The organism is Streptomyces sp. NPDC012637 (assembly GCF_042954805.1).
GTDB lineage: Bacteria > Actinomycetota > Actinomycetes > Streptomycetales > Streptomycetaceae > Streptomyces.
This window is the reverse complement of record NZ_JBIBDS010000006.1, coordinates 380,283-401,092: the sequence shown is the minus strand read 5'-3', so window position 1 is coordinate 401,092 and position 20,810 is coordinate 380,283. Positions and strand designations below refer to the sequence as shown.

The 20,810-nt window shown below is 72.1% G+C and carries 19 protein-coding genes and 1 pseudogene; 11 read left to right on the top strand and 9 right to left on the bottom strand.

The window, feature by feature from the left end:
• Positions 1–10: 10 nt before the first annotated feature.
• Together ACFY8W_RS24920 and ACFY8W_RS24915 are read right to left on the bottom strand one after the other, a co-directional pair.
• Complete coding sequence (locus ACFY8W_RS24920; protein WP_391109141.1) at positions 11–1,588, bottom strand: glycosyl hydrolase 53 family protein; 1,578 nt, start codon at positions 1,586–1,588, stop codon at positions 11–13.
• A gap of 409 nt (positions 1,589–1,997) precedes the next feature.
• On the bottom strand, positions 1,998–4,016 hold the full coding sequence (locus tag ACFY8W_RS24915) for a beta-galactosidase (RefSeq protein ID WP_391109138.1): 2,019 nt from the start codon (positions 4,014–4,016) through the stop codon (positions 1,998–2,000).
• A 231-nt stretch (positions 4,017–4,247) separates the two neighbouring features.
• Here ACFY8W_RS24915 and ACFY8W_RS24910 point away from each other — a divergent pair, with 231 nt between their 5' ends.
• Genes ACFY8W_RS24910 through ACFY8W_RS24895 form a run of 4 tightly spaced genes read left to right on the top strand, consistent with a single transcriptional unit; the run spans position 4,248 to position 8,493 of the window.
• Positions 4,248–5,570, top strand: a complete 1,323-nt coding sequence (locus ACFY8W_RS24910; protein WP_391109136.1) for an extracellular solute-binding protein — start codon at positions 4,248–4,250, stop codon at positions 5,568–5,570.
• Positions 5,567–6,499 (top strand): ABC transporter permease subunit, encoded by a 933-nt coding sequence (locus ACFY8W_RS24905; protein WP_391109133.1) that lies wholly within the window; start codon positions 5,567–5,569, stop codon positions 6,497–6,499. Before ACFY8W_RS24910 ends, ACFY8W_RS24905 begins: the two co-directional genes overlap by 4 nt.
• On the top strand, positions 6,496–7,437 hold the full coding sequence (locus ACFY8W_RS24900) for an ABC transporter permease subunit (protein WP_391109130.1): 942 nt from the start codon (positions 6,496–6,498) through the stop codon (positions 7,435–7,437). The genes ACFY8W_RS24905 and ACFY8W_RS24900 overlap by 4 nt, the downstream gene beginning before the upstream one ends.
• Positions 7,438–7,467: 30 nt before the next feature.
• Positions 7,468–8,493: a substrate-binding domain-containing protein gene (locus ACFY8W_RS24895; protein ID WP_391109127.1), complete on the top strand. Its 1,026-nt coding sequence runs from the start codon at positions 7,468–7,470 to the stop codon at positions 8,491–8,493.
• Between the two features lie 239 nt (positions 8,494–8,732).
• On the opposite strand, the gene ACFY8W_RS24890 is transcribed toward ACFY8W_RS24895, so the two are convergent.
• The gene (locus tag ACFY8W_RS24890) at positions 8,733–9,521 is read right to left on the bottom strand and encodes a LysR substrate-binding domain-containing protein (RefSeq protein WP_391109674.1); all 789 of its coding nucleotides are present in this window, start codon (positions 9,519–9,521) and stop codon (positions 8,733–8,735) included.
• Between the two features lie 175 nt (positions 9,522–9,696).
• Between ACFY8W_RS24890 and ACFY8W_RS24885 the strand changes: the two genes are divergently transcribed.
• From ACFY8W_RS24885 to ACFY8W_RS24875, 3 genes are all read left to right on the top strand, one after another.
• Entirely contained in the window at positions 9,697–10,098 is a 402-nt protein-coding gene (locus ACFY8W_RS24885; RefSeq protein ID WP_391109124.1) for a DUF5997 family protein, read from the top strand.
• Positions 10,099–10,220: 122 nt separating this feature from the next.
• Positions 10,221–11,396: an aminoglycoside phosphotransferase family protein gene (locus tag ACFY8W_RS24880; protein ID WP_391109121.1), complete on the top strand. Its 1,176-nt coding sequence runs from the start codon at positions 10,221–10,223 to the stop codon at positions 11,394–11,396.
• A 97-nt stretch (positions 11,397–11,493) separates the two neighbouring features.
• A complete protein-coding gene (locus ACFY8W_RS24875) occupies positions 11,494–12,078 on the top strand; it encodes a DUF664 domain-containing protein (RefSeq protein WP_391109118.1) in 585 nt (194 codons plus the stop codon).
• 94 nt (positions 12,079–12,172) lie between these two features.
• Here ACFY8W_RS24875 and ACFY8W_RS24870 read toward each other — a convergent pair whose 3' ends face one another.
• Positions 12,173–12,511, bottom strand: coding sequence for a hypothetical protein (locus tag ACFY8W_RS24870; RefSeq protein WP_391109115.1), 339 nt, complete (start codon positions 12,509–12,511; stop codon positions 12,173–12,175).
• A gap of 5 nt (positions 12,512–12,516) precedes the next feature.
• Complete coding sequence (locus ACFY8W_RS24865) at positions 12,517–13,521, bottom strand: LysR substrate-binding domain-containing protein (RefSeq protein ID WP_391109112.1); 1,005 nt, start codon at positions 13,519–13,521, stop codon at positions 12,517–12,519.
• Positions 13,522–13,592: 71 nt separating this feature from the next.
• Between ACFY8W_RS24865 and ACFY8W_RS24860 the strand changes: the two genes are divergently transcribed.
• Together ACFY8W_RS24860 and ACFY8W_RS24855 are read left to right on the top strand one after the other, a co-directional pair.
• Positions 13,593–14,507 carry a dihydrodipicolinate synthase family protein gene (locus ACFY8W_RS24860; RefSeq protein WP_391109110.1) on the top strand — a complete coding sequence of 305 codons (915 nt, stop codon included), beginning with the start codon at positions 13,593–13,595 and terminating at the stop codon, positions 14,505–14,507.
• A 270-nt stretch (positions 14,508–14,777) separates the two neighbouring features.
• Positions 14,778–15,446, top strand: a complete 669-nt coding sequence (locus tag ACFY8W_RS24855; protein ID WP_391109107.1) for a hypothetical protein — start codon at positions 14,778–14,780, stop codon at positions 15,444–15,446.
• A gap of 541 nt (positions 15,447–15,987) precedes the next feature.
• Here ACFY8W_RS24855 and ACFY8W_RS24850 read toward each other — a convergent pair.
• The 3 genes and pseudogenes from ACFY8W_RS24850 to ACFY8W_RS24840 form a co-directional block, all read right to left on the bottom strand.
• Entirely contained in the window at positions 15,988–16,293 is a 306-nt protein-coding gene (locus ACFY8W_RS24850) for a putative quinol monooxygenase (protein WP_391109104.1), read from the bottom strand.
• Positions 16,294–16,513: 220 nt separating this feature from the next.
• Positions 16,514–16,690: pseudogene (locus ACFY8W_RS24845) on the bottom strand (IS5/IS1182 family transposase); the annotation flags it as partial.
• A gap of 60 nt (positions 16,691–16,750) precedes the next feature.
• Positions 16,751–17,659, bottom strand: a complete 909-nt coding sequence (locus tag ACFY8W_RS24840) for a LysR substrate-binding domain-containing protein (RefSeq protein WP_391109101.1) — start codon at positions 17,657–17,659, stop codon at positions 16,751–16,753.
• A 72-nt stretch (positions 17,660–17,731) separates the two neighbouring features.
• On the opposite strand from ACFY8W_RS24840, the gene ACFY8W_RS24835 reads away from it, so the two are divergent.
• Entirely contained in the window at positions 17,732–18,121 is a 390-nt protein-coding gene (locus ACFY8W_RS24835; protein WP_391109099.1) for a Rid family hydrolase, read from the top strand.
• A 131-nt stretch (positions 18,122–18,252) separates the two neighbouring features.
• On the opposite strand, the gene ACFY8W_RS24830 is transcribed toward ACFY8W_RS24835, so the two are convergent.
• Positions 18,253–18,642, bottom strand: a complete 390-nt coding sequence (locus ACFY8W_RS24830) for a DUF2568 domain-containing protein (RefSeq protein ID WP_391109096.1) — start codon at positions 18,640–18,642, stop codon at positions 18,253–18,255.
• A 367-nt stretch (positions 18,643–19,009) separates the two neighbouring features.
• Between ACFY8W_RS24830 and ACFY8W_RS24825 the strand changes: the two genes are divergently transcribed.
• Complete coding sequence (locus tag ACFY8W_RS24825) at positions 19,010–20,770, top strand: S8 family serine peptidase (RefSeq protein WP_391109671.1); 1,761 nt, start codon at positions 19,010–19,012, stop codon at positions 20,768–20,770.
• The last annotated feature ends 40 nt before the right edge of the window (positions 20,771–20,810 follow it).

Genomic DNA, 20,810 nt, shown 5'->3' with positions numbered 1-20,810 from the left:
CACCGGAGCGTCAGCGGTGCCCGAGCAGACCGGCCGCCGGTACGAGCCTGTTGTCGTAGTCGAACAGCGCCTGGTTCTCCCAGCCGTTGCCCGAGGCGGGATCGGCCGGGTCCCAGCCGTTCCCGGAGACGGCCGTCCACGCCGGCTCCCAGTACACGACCCCGAGCCCCCGCCCGGCCGGCACGGCCTCGACCACGCTCATGACGTCGCGCAGCCACGCCGACTGCCCGGCGCTGCTCGCCGCGTAGCCGGAGACGAGCTCGCCGGTGGTGTCGATGATGTTCTCGTGCGGGTCCTTGCTGTCCAGGCGGAACGGGTACGCCGTCTCCACGACGAGCACCTTCTTTCCGTACCGAGCGGAAACATCGTCCAGATTGGTCTGGAGCGCCGACAGCGGCCCGTGCCAGTAGCCGTAGAACGACAGCGCGATCACGTCGAAGGACACGCCCTGGGCCGTGGCGTTGTCGAACCACGTCCGGTAGAGCGCGTTGTCACCGCCGTGCGCCAGGTGCAGAGCCACCTGCGTCGTCGAGGACACCGCCTTCGCGGCCGACGCCCCGGCCTTCAGCAGTCCGGCGAGCTGTGACCAGTCGGACGTGGACCCCTCGGGCCACAGCATCCCGGTGTCGATCTCGTTGCCGATCTGCACCATGTCGGCCGTGGTGCCCTGCGCCTTGAGCGCGTTGAGCACGTCGTACGTGTGGCCGTACACGTCCGTCTTGAGCTGCGCGTACGAGTGCCCCGACCAGGCGGCGGGCTTGGTCTGGGCGCCCGGGTCGGCCCAGATGTCGGAGTAGTGGAAGTCGACGAGCAGCCTCATGCCCTGGGCCTTGATCCGCTTGGCCATGGTGAGGACCCGGGCCTTGTCGTTGTAGCCGTCGGCCGGGTCCACCCACACCTTCAGGCGCGCGTAGTTGGCACCCGAGGCCTTCAGGATCGCGAGCGCGTCCCCGTTGGTGCCGCCGCTCGTGCGGTAGGTCCCGCCGAGGTCCTCGCTCTTCTTCAGCGAGGACACGTCGACGCCCCTGACCGGCAGCCCGGCCGTGCCCCGGGTCAGGGCCAGGTCGTCCACGTTGATCCAGTTGCCCGCGTGGGCGTCGGAGTTCACGCTCACCGTGCAGGCGCCGCCGCTCACCACCACCGGGGTGACGATCCGTATCCACGCCCCGTTCGGCGTGGGCGGCAGCTCGGTCCGCTGCTCGGCGGATCCGCAGTTCCGCAGCGCGAGGTACGCCGCGTTCTGTCCGCCGCTGGAGCGCACCCACGCGCTGAGCGTGTAGCTGCCGTCGGTGAGCCCGGTCAGGTACTGGTAGGTCTCCACCTTGTACCCGGAAGACGACCAGTGCGCGAGCCGGTGGCTCCCGCCGTGGCCGCCGGCCTCGGTGTACGAGGCGGAGTTCTGCCCGGCGGCCGAGTACGTGGACCAGCCGGCGGGCGTCGCGGTGCCGGTCCCGTCGGCCTCGAAGCCGGCGTTGGTGAGCGTGCTCGCGGCCCGCGCCTCCTGGGCGGGCAGCGGGGCGAGCAGCAGAGCGCCGAGCGCGGCGGTCACGGCGGCGGCCCGCAGGGTCGTGCGTGGTACGGCGTGCATCGTCGAGTCCCTTCGACGTTGAAGGATGGGGGAAGACGTGCGGTGGTACGGCTCACCCCGGGGCGGCGCGGTGCGCGGCCGCCGGCCGGGGAGATCAGGAGGGAGGGGCGCGGTCAGGCGACCCGTCCGGAGGGCCGGGGAGGAGGGCGCGGTCAGGCCCTGTCGGGAGGGTTGGGGAAGGGGGTGCGGTCGGACACTGTCGGGAGGGCTGGGGAAGGGGGGTGCGGTCGGACACTGTCGGGAGGGCTGGGGAAGGGGGTGCGGTCAGGCCCTGTCGGGAGGGCTGGGGAAGGGGGGTCGGCCAGACCCTGTCCGAAGGACCGGGAGCAGGGCGCGGTCCGGCCTGTCCGGCTGATGAGGAGGGCAGGGCGGATGAAGGCCCGCCTGGCGGATCAGGGCCCGACAGGACCTAGCCGTCCAGACGGACGACCCGGACCGCGCCGGCCGGGACGGCGACGTGACCGGCGACCTGCGTGCCGGCCAGGAGCTCGGTGCCGGGACCTTCCAGCGGCACCTTCGCGTCCTCGGCGGAGTGGTTGAGCGCGAAGAGGAAGCGGCCCTCCTCGCCGGCGCGGCGGACGACCTCCACGTCCCGCGGCAGGGACCGCGTCGCGACACCCGCGTCCTCGCAGGCCGCGCCCAGGATGTGGTCGAGCGCCGCCGCGTCCAGTCGGGTGGAGACGTACCAGGCGGTGCCGCGGCCCAGCCGGTGCCGGGTCACCGCGGGCCCGCCCGCGGCGGGGCCGTCGGCGTAGGTCCACACCGTCTCGGCGCCGCGCGGCTCGACGAACTCGGTCCACACGTCGCCCGTCAGCGACGCCCCGCCCGGCCCGGCGATCCCCACGCGCTCGCCCGCGAGCAGCGGCGACCACTCCTCGACGGTCACGCCGAGCACGTCCCGCAGGACGCCCGGATACCCGCCCCCGTGGACGGCGTCGTGCTCGTCGACGATGCCCGAGAAGCAGGAGACGACGAGGGTGCCGCCGTTCTCGACGTACTCGCGCAGGTTCTGCCCGGCGGCCTCGGTCGCGAGGTAGAGCGCGGGGACGACGACCAGCGGGTAGGCGGACAGATCGGACTCGGGGTGGGCGAAGTCGACCGTGAGGTGGCGGTCGTAGAGCGCCTCGTAGTAGCTGTCGGCCCGCTCCCGGGCGTCGAGGTCCTCGCTGGGCCGCCACTCGAGGGACTGCGCCCACCAGGACTGCCAGTCCCACAGCATGGCCACGTCCGGCACGGTGCGGGTGCCGCGTACGGCCTCCAGGGACTCCAGGTCGGCGCCGAGCCGGACCACCTCGCGCCAGACGCGGGTGTCGGTTCCGCCGTGCGGGACCATCGCGGAGTGGAACTTCTCGGCGCCGCGCCGCGACTGCCGCCACTGGAAGAACATCGCGCCCTCGGAGCCGCGGGCGACGTGCCCCAGGGAGTTGCGGGCCATCTCGCCGGGGCGCTTGGCGGGGTTGCGGGGCTGCCAGTTGACGCCACTGGTGGAGTGCTCCAGCAGCAGCCAGGGCGCGCCGCCCGCGACCGACCGCGTGAGGTCGGCCGCCATGGCGAGGTTGACGTGGGTGCGGCGGCCGTCGGTGATGAGGTAGTGGTCGTTGGTGACCAGATCGACCTCGCGGCCCCAGGCCCAGTAGTCGAGGCTGTCGCACTGGCTGAGCGCCGTCATGAAGTTGGTGGTGACGGGGACGCCGGGGGAGAGCCGGTGGAGAATGTTCCGCTCGGAGCGGAAGTTCTCCCGGATCGTGGCGTCGGCGAAGCGCCGGTAGTCCAGCTGCTGCGCCGGGTTGCCGACGGTCGGGGTGAGCCGGGGCGGGTCGATCTGCTCGTACGAGGTGTAGGCCTGGCCCCAGAACGCGGTGCCCCACGCCTCGTTGACGGCATCGACCGGTCCGTACGTCTGCGCGAGCCAGCGCCGGAAGCCGGCCGCGCAGATCTCGCAGTAGCAGGCGCTGACGGGCACGCCGTACTCGTTGTGGACGTGCCAGAGGGCGAGCGCCGGGTGGTCGGCGTAGCGGGCGGCGAGCGCGGTGGTGATGCGGGCGGCCGCCTCCCGGTACGCCGGGGAGCTGTGGCAGATCGCCCCGCGCGATCCGTAGGAGTGGCGCACGCCCTCCCGGGTGACCGGCAGGGCCTCCGGGTGGGCCCGGTAGAACCATGCGGGCGGCGCCACGGTCGGCGTGCCGAGGTCGACCCGGACCCCGTTGTCGTGCAACAGACCGAGGATGCGGTCCAGCCACGCGAAGTCGTAGCGGCCCGGCTCGGGTTCGAGGAGTGCCCAGGAGAAGATGCCGACGCTGACCATGGTCACGCCGGCCTCGCGCATCAGCCGTACGTCCTCGTGCCAGACGCTTTCCGGCCACTGTTCGGGGTTGTAGTCCCCGCCGAAAGCGAGCCGGTGCAGGCCCTTGGGGGCGGTCGGCGGCATGCGTGTCTCCTGGAACGTCGGGATCTGAATCTACCTCGCGTGAGTGGGCTGGATCGGGGCCAATCTGTGAACGTGCACACAGCAGGTCTCGATGCCACAACGCAACATAAGCGCACACGATCAACCATTGACAAGTGTCCGGAACGTTTCTCTACTGTGAACGCTCACAGATGCATGGCAGGCCTTCCCGCTCTCCGCGGAAGGCCCCTTTCGGTCAGGGAGAAGCACCCCATGCCCCACGCGCTGCGCCGTCGCGTTCTCGTCGCCACCGCCGTCACGACCGCCGTCGTCCTCGGCGCCACCACCCTCACCGCCTGCGGCTCCGGCTCCGGCGGGGAGGGCGAGGCGGAGTCCGGCCCCGTCTCGCTCACCTACTGGTCCTGGGCGCCCAACATGGAGAAGGTGGCCGCGATCTGGAACGCCAAGCACCCGGAGATCCAGGTCACGGTGCAGAAGCAGGCCTCCGGTGACGACCTGGTGACCAAGATCATCACGGCTGCCAAGGCCCACCAGGCCCCCGACCTCGTCCAGGCCGAGTTCCAGGCCCTGCCGACCCTCGTCAGCAACGACGCCCTGGCCGACATATCGAAGGAGGTCTCCGGCGCCAAGGACAAGTTCGCCCCCGGCCTCTGGCAGCAGACCACCCTCGGTTCCGACGCCGTCTACGCGGTCCCGCAGGACTCCGGCCCGCTCATGTTCTTCTACCGGACGGACCTCTTCGAGAAGTACGGCCTCGAGGTCCCCACCACCTGGGACGAGTTCGCCGCCACCGCCAAGGCGCTCAAGGCCAAGGCCCCCGAGAAGTCCCTCACCACCTTCTCCGCCAACGACGCCGGTCTCTTCGCCGGCCTCGCGCAGCAGGCCGGCGCCACCTGGTGGACCACCGAGGGCCAGAAGTGGAAGGTCGGCATCGACGACGCCACCGGCAAGAAGGTCGCCGAATTCTGGGGCGGACTCGTCAAGGACGGCGCCATCGACAACCAGCCCATGTACACGCCCGCCTGGAACAAGGCCCTCAACACCGGCGAGCAGATCGCCTGGGTCAGCGCCGTCTGGGCCCCCGGCACCCTCACCACCGCCGCCCCCGACACCAAGGGCAAGTGGGCCATGGCCCCGCTGCCCCAGTGGGACACCGCCAAGCCCAGCACCGGCAGCTGGGGCGGCTCCACCACCGCCGTCACCACCGACTCGAAGCACAAGGCGGCCGCGGCCCGGTTCGCCACCTGGCTCAACACCGACCCCGAGGCGCTGACCGCCCTGGTCAAGGAGGCCGGCATCTACCCCGCCGCCTCCGCCGCCCAGAGCGGCCCCGCGCTCGCCAACCCGCCGGAGTTCTTCGCGAACCAGCCCGACTTCTTCGCCCGCGCCGCCGAGATCGCGAAGACCACCGCCCCCGCCGCCTGGGGACCGAACGTCAACGTCGCCTACAGCGCCTTCAAGGACGAGTTCGGGAAGGCGGCCAAGGCCAGGTCGGGCTTCGGCGAGGCCCTCACCGCCATGCAGGACCTGACGGTCGCCGACCTGAAGAAGCAGGGCTTCGAGGTCGCCCGGTGAGCAAGCCCCACCAGGGCGCACGCCGGTCGTACGGGGTCAGGACGGCCCCGTACGGCTTCCTCTTCCCGGCCGCCGCCCTCTTCCTCCTCTTCTTCGCGCTGCCCATCGGCTACGCGGTCCGGCTCAGCTTCCACAAGATCGAGGTCAAGGGCCTCGGTCTCGGCAAGGGCGCCAAGAACGAGGTCTGGGCCGGCCTCGACAACTACACCGCGGCCCTCACCGACCCCGAACTCCTGCACAGCGCCCTGCGCGTCCTCGGCTACGGCGTCATCGTCGTGCCCGTCATGCTCGGCCTCGCCCTGTTCTTCGCGCTCCTGCTCGACTCCGAGCGCGTCCGCGCCCGTTCCTTCGCCCGGCTCGCGATCTTCCTCCCGTACGCCGTTCCCGGAGTGATCGCGGCCCTGCTGTGGGGCTTCCTCTACCTCCCCGACGTCAGCCCCTTCCACTACCTCCTGCGCGCCGCCGGGCTCCCGGAGCCCGACCTGATGGACGGCGGCCTGCTCTACGGGTCGATGGCGAACATCGCCGTCTGGGGCGGCACCGGCTTCAACATGATCGTCATCTACACGGCGCTGCGCTCCCTGCCCGCGGAGGTCTTCGAGGCAGCCAAGCTGGACGGCTGCTCCGAACTGCAGATCGCCCTGCGCATCAAGATCCCCATGGTGGCGCCCTCCCTCGTCCTCACCTTCTTCTTCTCGGTGATCGCCACCCTCCAGGTCTACAACGAGCCCACCACGCTCAAGCCGCTCACCAACGGCATCACCACGACCTGGAGCCCCCTGATGAAGGTCTTCAACGACGCCTTCGTCGGCGGGAACATCCACGCGGCCTCGGCCACCGCCGTGATCCTGGCCATCGCCACGTTCCTGCTGTCCTTCGCCCTCCTGCGGGCCTCCAACCGCCGCACCACCCAAGGAGCACCCCGATGAGCGGGCCCGCCGCCCCCACGCAGTCGCGCAAGGAGGCCCCGGCCGCCGGCACCACCCCCGGCACCTCCCAGTGCCCGCCGGCCGCCTCCGGCAGCGGGACCCCCGCCACCCGCCGCACCGCGCTGCTGCCGACCGCCGCGCTCGTCCTCGGCGCGCTCTACTGCCTGCTGCCCGTCGCCTGGGTCCTGGTCGCCGCCACCAAGTCGGGCTCCGACCTCTTCTCCACCTTCACCTTCCTGCCCGGCGACGGCCTCGCCGACAACCTCGGCGAACTCGGCGCGTACCGCGACGGCATCTACTGGCGCTGGATGGCCAACTCCGTGTTCTACGCGGGCCTCGGCGCCCTCCTGTCGACCGTCGTGTCGGCGCTCGCCGGCTACGCCCTGGCCGTCTACCGCTTCCGCGGCCGCGAACTGTTCTTCAACGTGATCCTCACGGGCGTCCTGATGCCGCCCGTCATCCTCGCCATCCCGCAGTACCTCCTGATGGCCGAGGCCGACCTCACGGACACGTACCTCTCCGTCCTGATGCCGCTGATCCTCTCCCCGTACGGCGTCTACCTCGGCCGGATCTACGCCGAGGCCGCCATCCCCATGGAACTCGTCGAGGCCGGCCGCATGGACGGCGCGGGCGAACTGCGCATCTTCCTGCGCATCGCCGTACCGATGATGTCCCCGGGACTCGTCACGATCTTCCTGTTCCAGTTCGTGGCCGTCTGGAACAACTTCCTGCTGCCGTACATCATGCTCGGCGACGACGAGAAGTTCCCCATGACCGTGGGCCTGTTCACCCTGCTCATGCAGGGCGCGAGCCAACCCGCCCTCTACACCCTGGTGATCACCGGAGCGCTCCTCGCGGTCCTCCCGCTCATTGCGCTCTTCCTGGTGATCCAGCGCTTCTGGAGCCTCGACCTGCTCTCCGGCGCCGTAAAGTCCTGAAGCACAGGGGAACGAGGAGAAACGCACACCATGAGCACAGCAGCGAGCAGGCGGCGCCCCGCGACCATCCACGACGTGGCGCGCGAGGCCGGCGTCTCGCGCGGCACGGTCTCCCGCGTCCTCAACGGAGGCCACTACGTCAGCCCCGCGGCCAAGGCGGCCGTCGACGCGGCCATCCGCAAGACCGGATACGTCGTCAACAGGCACGCCCGCTCGCTGATCACCGGCAAGTCGGACTCGGTGGCCTTCCTGCTCACCGAGCCCCAGGAACGGTTCTTCGAGGACCCCAACTTCAACGTCCTGCTGCGCGGTTGCACCCAGGCGCTCGCCGACCGCGACATCCCCCTGCTGCTGATGATCGCGGGCACCGAGGACGAACGCCGCCGCAACCTCCGCTACATCGAGGCCGGTCACGTCGACGGCGTCCTGCTGGTCTCCAGCCACTCCGGCGACCCGCTCGTCGACCACCTCAACACCGCCGGCGTCCCCGTCGTCGCCTGCGGCAAACCGCTCGGCCAGACCGCGAAGATCGGTTACGTCGCCGCCGACGACCGCGACGGCGCCCGCGACATGGTGCGCCACCTCTACGGCACCGGGCGGCGCAGGATCGCCACCGTCACCGGCCCCCTCGACACCCCCGGCGGTGTCGAGCGACTCGCCGGCTACCGCGAGACCCTCGCCGAGTGCGGACTTCCCTACGACGAGGCCCTCGTCGCCACCGGCGACTACAGCCGCGTGGGCGGGGAGGCGGCCGCCAGGCAGCTCCTCGACCGGGCCCCGGACCTCGACGCCGTCTTCGTCGCCTCCGACCTGATGGCCCTGGCCGTCCTCGACACCCTGGACCGGGCCGGCCGCCGCGTCCCCGAGGACGTCGCCGTGGGCGGCTTCGACGACTCCCCGGCAGCCCTCTCCTCGCGTCCCGCGCTCACCACCATCCGCCAGCCCTGGGACCGCATCAGCGCCGAGATGGTCCGCACCCTTCTCGCCCGGATAGCGGGGGAGGAGCCGGCGACGGTGATCCTGCCGACCGAACTGGTCCGCCGCGACTCCGCCTGACGGGCCGGCTTCAGGGGCGCGACAGGGACGCCCGTCGAGCCGTTCGACGTCCCGGTGGTGGCAGCACCTGGGGACCGCTCGTGGCCACCCTCGTCTGCAACACCCGCGTCGGCCTCGCCTACGGAGCGACGCCCGCGCTCATCACGGGCGCTTGCGCCCCGGCACGAGACGCCCTCCGTCGGCCGCCCCGCCGAGGCGAGTACCCAGGCCGCCGCGATCGTCCGGAGGTCCCAGGCCCCTCAGCCGCGGCGGCGCGGCTTTCCCGTACCACCGGAGCGCGAGCCCTTGGGCGCGCCGCCGGCCCTGCGCGAGCCGCCGCCGGCGGCCTGCCGCTTCTGCCCGGCCTTCTGGCCCTGCTTCTGGCCCTGACGGGGCTGCTGCTTCTGCTGCTGGCCCTTCGGCTTCGCCGCCCGCTCGGCCTTCGCGTCCTTCGACGGCTTCTCGTCGGGCCTCCGCCCGCGCGAACTGTTCACCGTCCGCCCGCGCACGATCCCGATGAAGTCCTCCACCAGGTCGGTGGTGGCCTCCTCCGGCCAGGACAGCGCGACCTGTGACTGCGGTGTGTCCGTGATCGTCCGGTAGGTCAGGTCCTTGCGGTGGTGCAGGCGGGCGAGCGACTGCGGCACGATCAGCAGCCCGATCCCCGCCGCCACCAGCTCGATCGCGTCGGCCGTCGTCGCCGGTCGCTCGAACGCGGGCTGCCCCGGCGGACGCTCCCAGTCCAGGGTGTCGTCGAGCGGGTGCAGCACGACCTCGTCCGCGATGTCGCCGACGGTCACCTCGTCCGCGGCCGCCACCATGTGGTCCTTGGGGCACACCACCACGGTGGTCTCGGTGTACAGGGGGATGGCGCTGAACACCGTACGGTCCACGGGGAGGCGCAGCAGAGCGGCGTCGGCGCCGTGCTCCCGCAGGGCCGCCTCCGCGTCCGCCGCCGACACCTGGGTCAGTACGAGCGGCACGTCGGGCTGCCGCTCGTTCCAGATCCGCACCCACTTGCCGGGCGTCACGCCGGGCACGTACGCCAGCCGGAACGACGGCGACGCCGCTGCCGCTGCAGCGGACGAGACGCCGAGGTCGGGAGCGGGATCGGGGGTGGGGTCTGGGGCGGGAGCGGGGGAGAGGGATGCGTCCGAGCCTGTCACCAGGCCAGATTACCGGCCGTGGTCGGCGACCGCGTACCTGCCCGATATTCTTGTCACCATGACGCAGCACCAGAACGCCCAGACCATGAAGCCCGCCACCGCGGCGAAGAAGCTGGGCGTCTACCTCGACGCCACCCCCGCCGACTTCCGTGAGGGTTCCGTCTCCCGCGCCGAGCTGAACGCCCTCCAGACCGACCCGCCGGAGTGGCTGCGCGAGCTTCGCGCCAACGGCCCGCACCCGCGCCCCGTCGTGGCGGCCAAGCTGGGCATCTCCATCTCCGGCCTCGCCCGCGGCGGCGTCACCGACGCCCTCACCACCGAGCAGATCGAGGCCCTGAAGGCCGAGAACCCGGAGTGGCTCCAGAAGGAGCGCGCCACCCAGGCGGACGTCCGCAAGGAGAACGTCCGCATCAAGGAGATGCGCGCCGAGAAGGCGGCCCGCGCGGCCGAGCGCGACTGATCCGACGCGGTACGGACCTTCCTGGACCGGGGCCCGCGCCGACGGGCCCCGGCTCCCGGCGCTGACCGGCTCCGCGCGAATTTCGGGTGCGCCCGCGCCGCCACCGGTGGTGCAATCGCCGGATGCGGAGCGAGACCGACACCGACACCGAAATCGACACCGGGATCGGCACCGAGAACGGGACCGGCACCGATTCCGGGACCGGGACCGGCACTGAGACCGGGACCGGGACCGGCACTGAGACCGGGACCGGAACCGGGACCGGCACCGATTCCGGCCCTGCGGTCGGCGGCCAGTCCGCGCCGGGGATGACGGTCGACCGCGGCCGTTTCGGCGACGCGGTCACGCCCTGGGAGCGTCCCGACTGGCGCGAGGCCGCGCTGGGCTGGGCGGAGCGAGGGCTCGCCCGGCACGGGCTGCGGGAGACCGGGCCCCGCGAGGCGCGGGTCCGGCCCTGGTCGGTCCTCGTCCGCTTCCGCACCGGCACGGCTGACAGGGACGCCGTCTGGTTCAAGGCGAGCGCCCCGGCCGCCGGCTTCGAGGCCGCCCTGGGCGGCGCCCTCGCCGACTGGGTTCCCGAACACGTCATGGCGCCGCTCGCGGTCGACCCGGAGCGCGGTTGGTGCCTCCTGCCCGACGGCGGCCCGCTCTTCCGCGGCGTGCTCGACCGCGGCGACGCGGGCCTGGGGGACTGGCTGGCGGCGGTCGGGCAGTACGCGCGGATGCAGCGCGCCCTCACCCCGTACGCCGACCGCATGACGGAACTCGGCGTGCCCAGCGCCCGCACCCGGCACCTGCCGGAGATCTTCGACGGCCTCGTCGGGACCAACCCGACCCTCGCGCCCGAGGCACGGGACTCCTTGCGCGGCCGGCGTCCGCTCCTGCTCGACTGGTGCGCGGAACTCGACTCGATCGGCGTCCCCGACTCGCTCGACCACTGCGACCTGCACGACGGACAGGTCCTCGCCCCCGGCGACGGCCGCTTCACCTTCTTCGACTGGGGCGACGCCGCCGTCGCGCATCCCTTCGCCAGCCTCCTCGTGCCCGCCCGGGACGTCCGCGAACGCTACGGCCTCGACGCCGTGACCGCCGTCCGCGACGCGTACCTGGAGCCGTGGACGGACCTGGGCGTGCCGCTCGCGCGACTGCGGCGCGCGGCGACGCTCGCCGTCAGGCTCGCCGCGCTCTCGCGCGCCGTCTCGTGGTTCCGCCTCTTCCCCGGCACTCCGGCCGCGGACTGCCACGAGGCGAGCGCCTACTGGGTCGAGGAGCTGTTCGCCGCACCGGACCTGCTCTGACCTGCTCCGACGCGCCCCGACTTGCGCCAGTGCCCTGACCTGCTCCGACCTTCGATATTCGATGGCGGACGAGGCCGGGGCCCGTGAGGATGCGCGCATGGAACCGGACGCAGCAGAGCGCACTGACGACGCAGCGGTGACCCGCTGGACGCCGTCGACCGTCGAACCCGACATGTGGGTCGACCCGGACGACGACCCGCGCGAGACCGACGGGGAGATCGTCGGCGAACGGGGCACGCTGGCCGACGGTCTGCGCTACTTCCGGCTCACCTTCGAGATGAAGTGCGCCGGCCTGGACGCGGAGCAGATGGCCCGGCGCTCGGTGCCGCCCTCCACGATGTCCCTGCTCGGTCTGCTGCGGCACCTGGCCGAGGACGAGCGGCACCTCCGCCGTATGGCCGGCGAGGACCTGCCCCGGATCTACCGCACGGCCGAGGACCGGGACGCCGACTGGAACGGCGCGGTCGCCGACCCGGAGGTCGTGGCGGAGGCCTGGTGCCGCTGGCGCGCCGAGTGCGAGGTGACCGACCGGTTCCTCGCCGGTTCCGCCGATCTCGGTGCCCGCCCCGCCGGGGACGTGCAGCTCCGCGACATCGTCGTGGCCCAGATCGCGGAGTACGCGCGGCACTGCGGTCACGCGGACCTGCTGAGGGAGCGGATCGACGGCCGCGTGGGCCAGTGACCCCCGGGCCCTGACCCGCCGGTCCGCGGCTCTACGCTCCACGGTTCTACGCCTCCGCGCTCTACGGACCTGCCGACCTGCCGGGCCCGCCGGCCTACCGGTGCCAGTTCCGGTCGAGATGAGCGACCAGGTCGGCCTCCTTGCGCAGCAGCGCCTCCCGCCGCTCGGCGGGGAGGCCTGCGAGGCGGTCGACGAGCACCCGCCTGCGCGGGACGAACACCACGTTCGCGTCGAAGACGCGGCAGGCGGAGCACCAGGCGAAGCCGATGCACCGCTCGTACGCGTCGGAATCGGGCGGGTGCTGCCGGTACTGGTACGCGCGGATGGACGTCCCGCAGTCGGCGCAGGCCCGCCGGTCGCCGTCGGGGACGCCCTCCAAGGCGCCTTTGATCCAACGGTACGTGTCCTGGGGGCGGCGTCGGTTCAGGCGCATGGGGATCATGCTCCACCGGAGCCGGACCGTCCGCCCAGCCCTTCCGGTACGGACTCCCGCAACGCGCGGGTCAGGGCCGCGACCGCCGGGTGCGGTCCCGCGCCGCTGCGGAAGGCGATCCGGGTCCGGCGGATCACCGGAAGTGCGGTGAGGCGCACCCCGGGCGGCGGGTCCGCCGCGCCCAACTGGGGGACCACCGCGACCCCTTGACCGGCCGAGACGAAGGCCAGGACGGTCGCGAACTCGTCCACCTGGTGCCGGACACGGGGCACGAACCCGGCGGCCCTGCAGACCTGTTCGGTCACCGCCCGGCAGAGGGTGTCGGGACCCGGCATGATCCAGGGCGCGTCCCGCCAGCGGGCGAGCACCTCGAGCCCGTCAAGCCGCGGGCCCTGCCGGTCGTTCCCGTCGAGCCGCTCGCCCTGCCGGTCGAGGCCGCCCGGGCGCACGCCTTGCCGCTCCTGCCCGTCGGGCCTGGGGGCGGCCGACGCCAGATACATCTCCTCCTCGCACAACTCCTCGGCAGCCAGCCCCGGCTCCAGCGGCGAGGGCACCAGGTCGTAGTCGTGGATCAGTGCCACGTCCAGGTCGCCCGCGCGCAGGGCGTGCGCCACCGCGGCCGGATCGGTCTCGGACACCATCGGCTCGAGCGCCGGATGCCGGACCGCGAGGCGTACGAGCGCCTCCGGCACGATCGCGCGGCTCGCCGTGGGGAAGGCGCCGATGCGCAGCGGGCCCGCCGGACCGTGCCGCGCCTCGGCGAGCTCGGCCGCCGCCTGCTCCAGGCGTTCGAGGACCGCCTCCGCGTGCCGCACCAGGTTCTCGCCGGCGGGAGTCAGCCGTACACCGCGCCCCGACCGTTCGAGGAGGGCCACGCCGGCCTCCCGCTCCAGGGTCGCGAGCTGCTGGGACACCGCCGAGGGAGTGAAGGACAGGGCCTCGGCGACGGCGGCGATGGTGCCGCGCAGGGCCAGTTCGCGCAGCAGGCGCAGTCGTCGTACGTCGAGCATCAGCACAGCTTACGGTTCGCATCGGAAACGCGAACTGGACCTGTGGGTTCGCTGCCGCCAGTCTCGAAGGCATGGCACAGGACTTCACTCCGCACGGCATCCACGTCCCCCTCGTCACCCCGTTCGGCCCCGACGGCCGCCCCGACCTCGACGCCCTGGAGGCCCTCGCGCACTCCGCGCTCGACGGCGGCGCCGCCGGGCTCGTCGCGCTCGGCACCACCGGAGAGGTCGGCGCCCTCGATCCGGAGGAGCGCGCGGCCGTGGTCGACACCTGCGCGCGGGTCTGCCGCCTGCGCGGGGCGCCGCTCGTCGTCGGCGCGGGCAGCGGCGCCACCGCGCAGGCCGCCCGGGAACTCGCGGGCCTGGCCCGATGGCCCGAGGTGCGCGCCGCCCTGGTGATCGTCCCGGCCTTCGTACGGCCCTCGCCGGCGGGCGTCGTCGCCCACTTCACGGCCCTCGCCGCCGAGAGCGCCGTACCGCTGATCGTCTATCACATCCCGTACCGCACCGGTCGCCCGCTCGACGCCGACACCCTGCGGGCGCTCGCAGCCGTTCCCGGAGTCGTCGGAGTCAAGTACGCCGTCGGCGGCGTGGACCAGGACACCGTCGCCCTCCTCGGTGACCTGCCCGACGGCTTCGCCGTCCTCGCCGGAGACGACGTCTTCACCTCGCCGCTCCTCGCCCTCGGTGCCGCGGGCGGCATCCTCGCCTCCGCGCACCTGGCCACCGACCGCTTCACGGCGCTCTTCGACGCCTGGCAGGACGGCGACATCGCCCGCGCCCGCGCCCTCGGCCACCGGCTGGCCCGCCTGTCCGCCCTGCTCTTCGCCGAGCCCAACCCGGCCGTCGTCAAGGGCGTCCTCCATGCCCAGGGACGCATCCCGACCCCTGACGTGCGGCTGCCGCTGCTCCCGGCCTCCGAGGAGTCGGTGACGGCGGCCCTGAAGGAACTCGACGCCGTGACCGCGGCGGACGCGGTCGGCTGACGGTGCGGGGGCAGGCAGGCGGGCAGGCCAAGCGAAGGGGAAGGCCGCCACGCGGCGGACGGGGAAGGTCGCGGACGGCGATGCCAGGGCCAGGGCCAGGGTCGTAGCTGTAGCTGTAGCCGTAGCCAGGGCCGTAGCCGGCGCCGGAACCGGGGCGGAGCCCGAGCGGAACCATGGCATGTACACGGCGCGTCCCCGTGTCCGAGCGACCCCGTCGCTCCCCGTACCCATCTCTCGGCCCGGCACGGCGCCCGGGCCGGAAGGAGCGTCATGGCCACGCACGGCACGACCCCGCCACCCGGCCGCCGCCAGGGAGGCTGCCTCCCGACCCTGGTGATCCTCGCGGTGATCCTCGGTCTGGCCTACGGCGCCTCCAAGGTCTTCGACGACAGCGGCTCGACCTCCTCCTCGTCGTCGTCCTCCTCTTCGTCGTCCGGCGGCTCCGGCGGCGACAAGGCCTCCTCCTGGAACGTCGGGGACTGCGGCGGCCCCGACCCCGAGGACGCGCCCGACGGCTACCGGGCCCTGGACTGCGACGACTCCGGCGCCACTTTCAAGGCGCTGGCGGTGATGGAGGCGAGCATCCTGCCCGACGCCATCCAGTGCCCGGCGGGCACCGACCTGATCATCCAGGTCAAGATCTCCTTCGGTTCCGGCGGCGACAAGGGCGGCGGCATCCCCAGCAAGACCGTCTGCGGGCGCAACCTCTCCGGCGACCACCCCGGTGACGCGGGCGCGGGCGGCGGCCAGCTGGTCAAGGGCGACTGCGTCACGGACACGGCGCAGGAGGTCGCGTGCGCGTCTGCGGCGGGCAGCGGCTTCAAGGTGCTCGACCTCGTGAAGGACGCGAAGCAGTGCCCCTCCGGCACCACCGAGCCGATGCGGCTGACCCTGGCCATCGGCAGGCCGTACGACGTGATCTGCGCGGCCAGGGCCTGACGGATCCCGGAGACCGGCGGGGGCTGGATCCGTGGGATCGTGGCCCGTTCGAGTGCCACGGGTGGATCACCATCAGGGAGACGGAGGCGTGGATATCGGTGATCACGCCGGACGGCCCCGGAGTGCGGGTGTGGTTCAACTCGGACTGAGTGGCTGTGTCTGGACTGCCGGAGCTGGTCAGGACGGGTGCAGCCGAGGACGCAGCCAGGTGCCGTTCGTATCACCATGACGGTGATACGAACGGCACCTGGCATGTCTGGGGCGAACGCGTGGGTGAGCGGAGACCTCCTCCACCCGCTCCAGCGCCTTGGCCTTGCTCGTGTCGGTCGTGTGTGTGGGCGGCCGACGCAGCCGCTCCAGCTCTGAGATCCGCCGCCCTGATGGGGATCTCTGAGGCCGGCCAGGGCCGCTCGTCGCCTCACTTGCTTCGTCGCTCAAGCGAGTGGGGAGGTTCACCGAGCGCCTCGCAGGCTGTCGGCCGGGGCCGGCCGCTTGCGGAGTGCGTGGGCCGTGGCGGCGGGTCAAGGGCGCCGCCTGTTCTTCAGGGGAGTTTGTGGGCGAGGACGTCGAGTCGCTCGACGGAAGGGGGCTGGGCGAACAGTTCTCCGGCTCGCTCCGTCAGGGCGCTGCCCAGGCGGCCGGCGAGGTGGGCCTGGCGTGCGTCGTCGTCGGGGAAGGCGTCGAAGATGGCGAAGGTGGACGGGCTCAGGCGTACGGCGAACCAGGCCACGGTGTCGGGCTCCTCCTGCACGATGGCAAGGCCCTCGCGGAGAAGGGCGGCGACCTCTTCCTCCTTGCCGGGCAGGGCCTTGACCTGTACGTGCAGCGCGACGTTGATGTCGGCCATGAGGTGAATCCTTTCCGATGCTCGGCCGCCCGGGAGCGACCGGGCACTGCAGTGACCGGTTGGCATCGACCGGGTCTCCTGTACAGCCGCGTCGATGCCCCAGTTGTAGACCACTTTGACACCCTTTGCAGGCATTGGAGCCTGTGTCTGCGGGTTGCTTCCAGTGGCCTGCGCACGTTGCCAGCCGACAGGGATCAGAGACAGGCACTGAACACGATGATCAACCGTCAGCCCTGAGCCCGAGGCTCAGCGCCGCGATGACCACTCCCGCCCGGTAGCGGACTGCCAGCTCGTCGAAACGGGTTGCCACCGCGCGGAACTGCTTCAACCGGGCGAGGCACCGCTCCACGACGTTCCGCCCCCGGTAGGCGACCTTGTCGAACGCCGGCGGCCGACCGACCACGCCGCATCCGTGATCTCTCCTTGCCCCACCACAAGATCGATTATGAGACACGGCCTAGGACCCGTCCGGTGCGGCGTTGCCGACGGTCGTCAGGAGATGGTCGACCAGGGGGTTGGGGTCGTTCCTGCGCCAGGCTACGGCGACCCGTGTGCGGGTGGTGCCGGGGGCGACGCGGCGGAAGGCGACGTTTCCGAGGCGGATCCGGCGGATGCTCGCCGGGGCCAGGGAGACGCCGAGGCCGGTCTCCACGAGTGCGCACACGGTCTGCCATTCCACCGCCCGCTGGGCGATCCGCGGCGTGAAGCCCGCCGCGGTGCACAGGCCGGTGATCCGGTCGTGCAGCTGCGGTCCGACGTCGCGAGGCGGCAGCACGAAGGGCGCGTCCGCCAACTGGGCGACGCGAACCGTGCGTTGGGAGGCCAGGGGATGGGAGGCCGGCAGCACCGCGACGAAGGGCTCGGTGAGGACGGTCCTGAAGCCGAGCTCCTGCTCGCCGGAGGGAGGTTCGCGCAGCAGACCGATGTCGATGGTCCTGTCGTGCAGCGCGGCGATCTGTGGCGCGCTGGTCATCTCGCGGATGTCGAGGTCGGCGTCGGGGAACCGCTCCCGGAAGGTGCGGAGCAGGCCGGGCAGCACGGTCAGGGCGAGGGACGCGGAGAAGCCGATCCGCAGCCGCCCGGCCCGGCCGCTGCCCACGGCCCGGGCCGCGGCCAGGCCGTCCGAGAGCTCGCCGAGCACCCGCCGCGCGACCGGCAGCAGTTCGCGGCCGGCCGGGGTGAGCGTGACGCGTCCCGGTTCGCGGTGGAACAGCGGGTGGCCGACCTTGTCCTCCAGGCGGCGGATCTGCTGGCTCAGCGGTGGCTGTGCGATGCCCAGGCGGGCGGCCGCGTGGCCGAAGTGCAGTTCGTCGGCGAGCACGACGAAGGCGTGCAGCTGAGCCAGGGGGATGTCGGGGCGCTCCATACGCTCAGAGATATCAGGTCATCCCCTTCGATGTATTAGACGTATCGACACAGGCAACCTAGCGTTCGGCGCATGACAGAAAGACGTGCGATCCTCAGCGGCTCGACCTTCGAGGAACAGATCGGCTACGCCCGTGCCGTGGTGGACGGCGACTGGGTCCATGTGTCCGGGACGACCGGTTTCGACTACACCACCATGACGATCTCCGACGACGTGGTGGAGCAGGCCGAGCAGTGCCTGCGCAACATCGGGGCCGCCCTCGCCGAGGCGGAGTGCACCTTCGCCGACGTGGTGCGGGTGCGCTACCTCCTTCCCGACCGGGCGGACTTCGAGCCCTGCTGGCCGGTCCTGCGCCGCTGCTTCGGCGACGTACGACCGGCCGCCACGATGCTCGTGTGCGGCCTCTCCGACCTCCGCATGAAGATCGAGATCGAGGTGTACGCGCGGCGGACCGCCGCGTGACCGCCCGACTGACCGCCTGAGCGCGGCACTTCGCGCGCTCTGAGCCTCGGGGCCTCAGGGCCTCAGAGCCGCAGGACTCGGAGCCGCAGGACCCAGAGCCGCAGGACTCAGAGCCCCAGGGCCGCAGGTCCTCAGGGCCGTATCCGTCCCGCCCCCGCCCCCGCCCCCGTCTCCGCCCGCCGGTCCGCCGTCGCCAGAGCCGTGTTGGTCACCGCCACCACGGCGAAGGCGAGTGCCGCCGTGTGCCGGTCCACGGCGTACAGGGCGGCCGCGGACGCACCGAAGACCAGGGCCTTCACCAGGAGGACCCAGGGAAGGGCGACCGCGAAGCGCGCCTTGGGGGCGGCGAAGAGGCCCCACAGCACCGCGGCCGCGGTCGGGGCCGCGACGGCGGCCACCAGCCGTACCGCGACGGCGTCGGAGCTCTCCCAGCCCCACCACGCGAGCACGGCGAGGGCCGCGAGTTCCAGCAGGAACGCGAGTGTCTCGTTCAGTACGCGCACGGGAGTGGGCAGCCTCATGGTGGCGATTCTGCGCCATGACCCGCCGGCCGAGCGGGTTTCCCCAGCTCCCCGGACCCGCTGGTCGGAATGTCCCGACCGTTCTCGTTGGTCCCGGACATGGCGTGCCGTCAGATCAACAATGGGTAACGGAAAGGGATATGCCGGGCAGAATCCTTTCTTCCGCTCCCGGCCTCCTGGGATCTTGCGTCCACCCCACACAACACAGGACCCGGTCGGCGCCACCCGCGCCTCCGGGTCATCGGAGGACGCATTGTTTTCCCACATATCGAGTCGGCTGAGACTCCCGGTCGCGATCGCCGTCGTCGTCGGCGCCACCGTGGCCATCGCCGCCCCCGCCCAGGCCGACGGCCGGGCCGCGAACGGCATCGAGCCGCAGGGCACCGCCCAGGCCGAGGGCCGGGCCACCACCGGCGCGAAGGCCGCCAAGGCCGCCAAGGCCTCCGGGACTTCCGCCTCCGCCGCCTCGGCGACCGGCACGGCCGCCTGGGCCGCCGGCACCCGCGCGTACCTCGTCATCACGACGCCCGGTGACACCACCGCCGTACGCTCGGCCGTCGCCGCCAACGGCGGGTCCGTCTTCGCCTCCTACGACGCCATCGGCGTCGTCGTCGCGCACTCCACCTCCGCCTCCTTCGCCGCCACGATGCGCGGCGTGACCGGCGTGCAGCAGGTCGGCGCGACCCGTACCTCCGACGTGCCCGCCGACGCGTACAACCCGGCGCTGCCCGCCAACCCCTCGCAGTCGGCGACGACGCTGACCGAGTCCAACCGCTGGGACATGACCCAGATCAAGGCCGACCAGGCCTGGGCCGTCACCACCGGTTCCGCCACCGTCAAGGTCGGCGTCCTGGACACCGGCGTCGACGACCAGCACCAGGACATCGCGCCCAACTTCAACGCCGCCGACTCCGTCTCCTGCGCCTACGGCAAGGCGGACACCCGCGCCGGCGCCTGGCGTGACGTCGGCACGCACGGCACGCACGTCGCCGGCACCGTCGCCGCGGCCAAGAACGGCAAGGGCGTGATCGGCGTGGCCCCCGGAGTGAAGATCTCCTCCGTGCGCGTCGCCGAGCCCACCAGCAGCCTGTTCTTCGCGGAGAACACCATCTGCGGCTTCATGTGGGCGGGTGACCACGGCTTCAAGGTCACCAACAACAGCTACTACACCGACCCGTGGCAGTTCAACTGCCCGGACAACGTCGACCAGGCCGCCATCATCGAGGGCGTCCGCCGTGCGCAGGCCTACGCCGAGTCCAAGGGCTCGCTCCAGGTCGCCGCGGCCGGCAACTCCAACTACGACCTGGCCAACAAGACGACCGACAGCGAGAGCCCGAACGACTCCACGCCGGTCACCCGCACCATCACCAACGCCTGCATCGACATCCCGACCGAGCTCCCGGGCGTCGTGACGGTCTCCGCGCAGGCCAGCGGCGGGGCGAAGGCCTCGTACTCCAACTTCGGCAACGGCATCATCGACGTCACCGCTCCCGGCGGTGACGGTTCCACCGGTGTCTACTCGACGCTGCCCGGCGGCAAGTACGGCTCCATGAGCGGTACGTCGATGGCCTCGCCGCACGTCGCCGGTGTCGCCGCGCTCATCGCGAGCACCAACCCGACGTTCACCCCGGCGGACATCCGCAACGCCCTGGCCACCCAGGCCACCGACAAGGCGTGCCCGTCCGACAGCCGTTGCACCGGCACCACGACGAAGAACGGCTTCTTCGGCGAGGGTCAGGTCGACGCCCTGAAGGCGGTCAGCGGGACGACCCAGCCGCCCACCGGTCGGTACTTCGAGAACCTCGCCGACGTCGCCATCACGGACAACGCGACCGTCGAGAGCGCGATCGGCGTCACCGGTGTCACCGGCAACGCCCCGGCGACCCTCAAGGTCGGCGTCGACATCAAGCACACCTACCGCGGCGACCTCGTGCTCTCGCTCGTCGCGCCGGACGGCACCGTGTACCCGCTGGAGGACTTCGGCAACAGCGACAGCGCGGACGACGTGCTGAAGACCTACACGGTCAACGCCTCCGCCGAGGCGGCGAACGGGACGTGGAAGCTGCGCGTCCAGGACATCGCGAGCCAGGACACGGGCCGCATCGACGCCTGGAACCTCACCTTCTGATCCGCTCGCCCACAGCACCGATGAGCCCCCGGGAGCGACC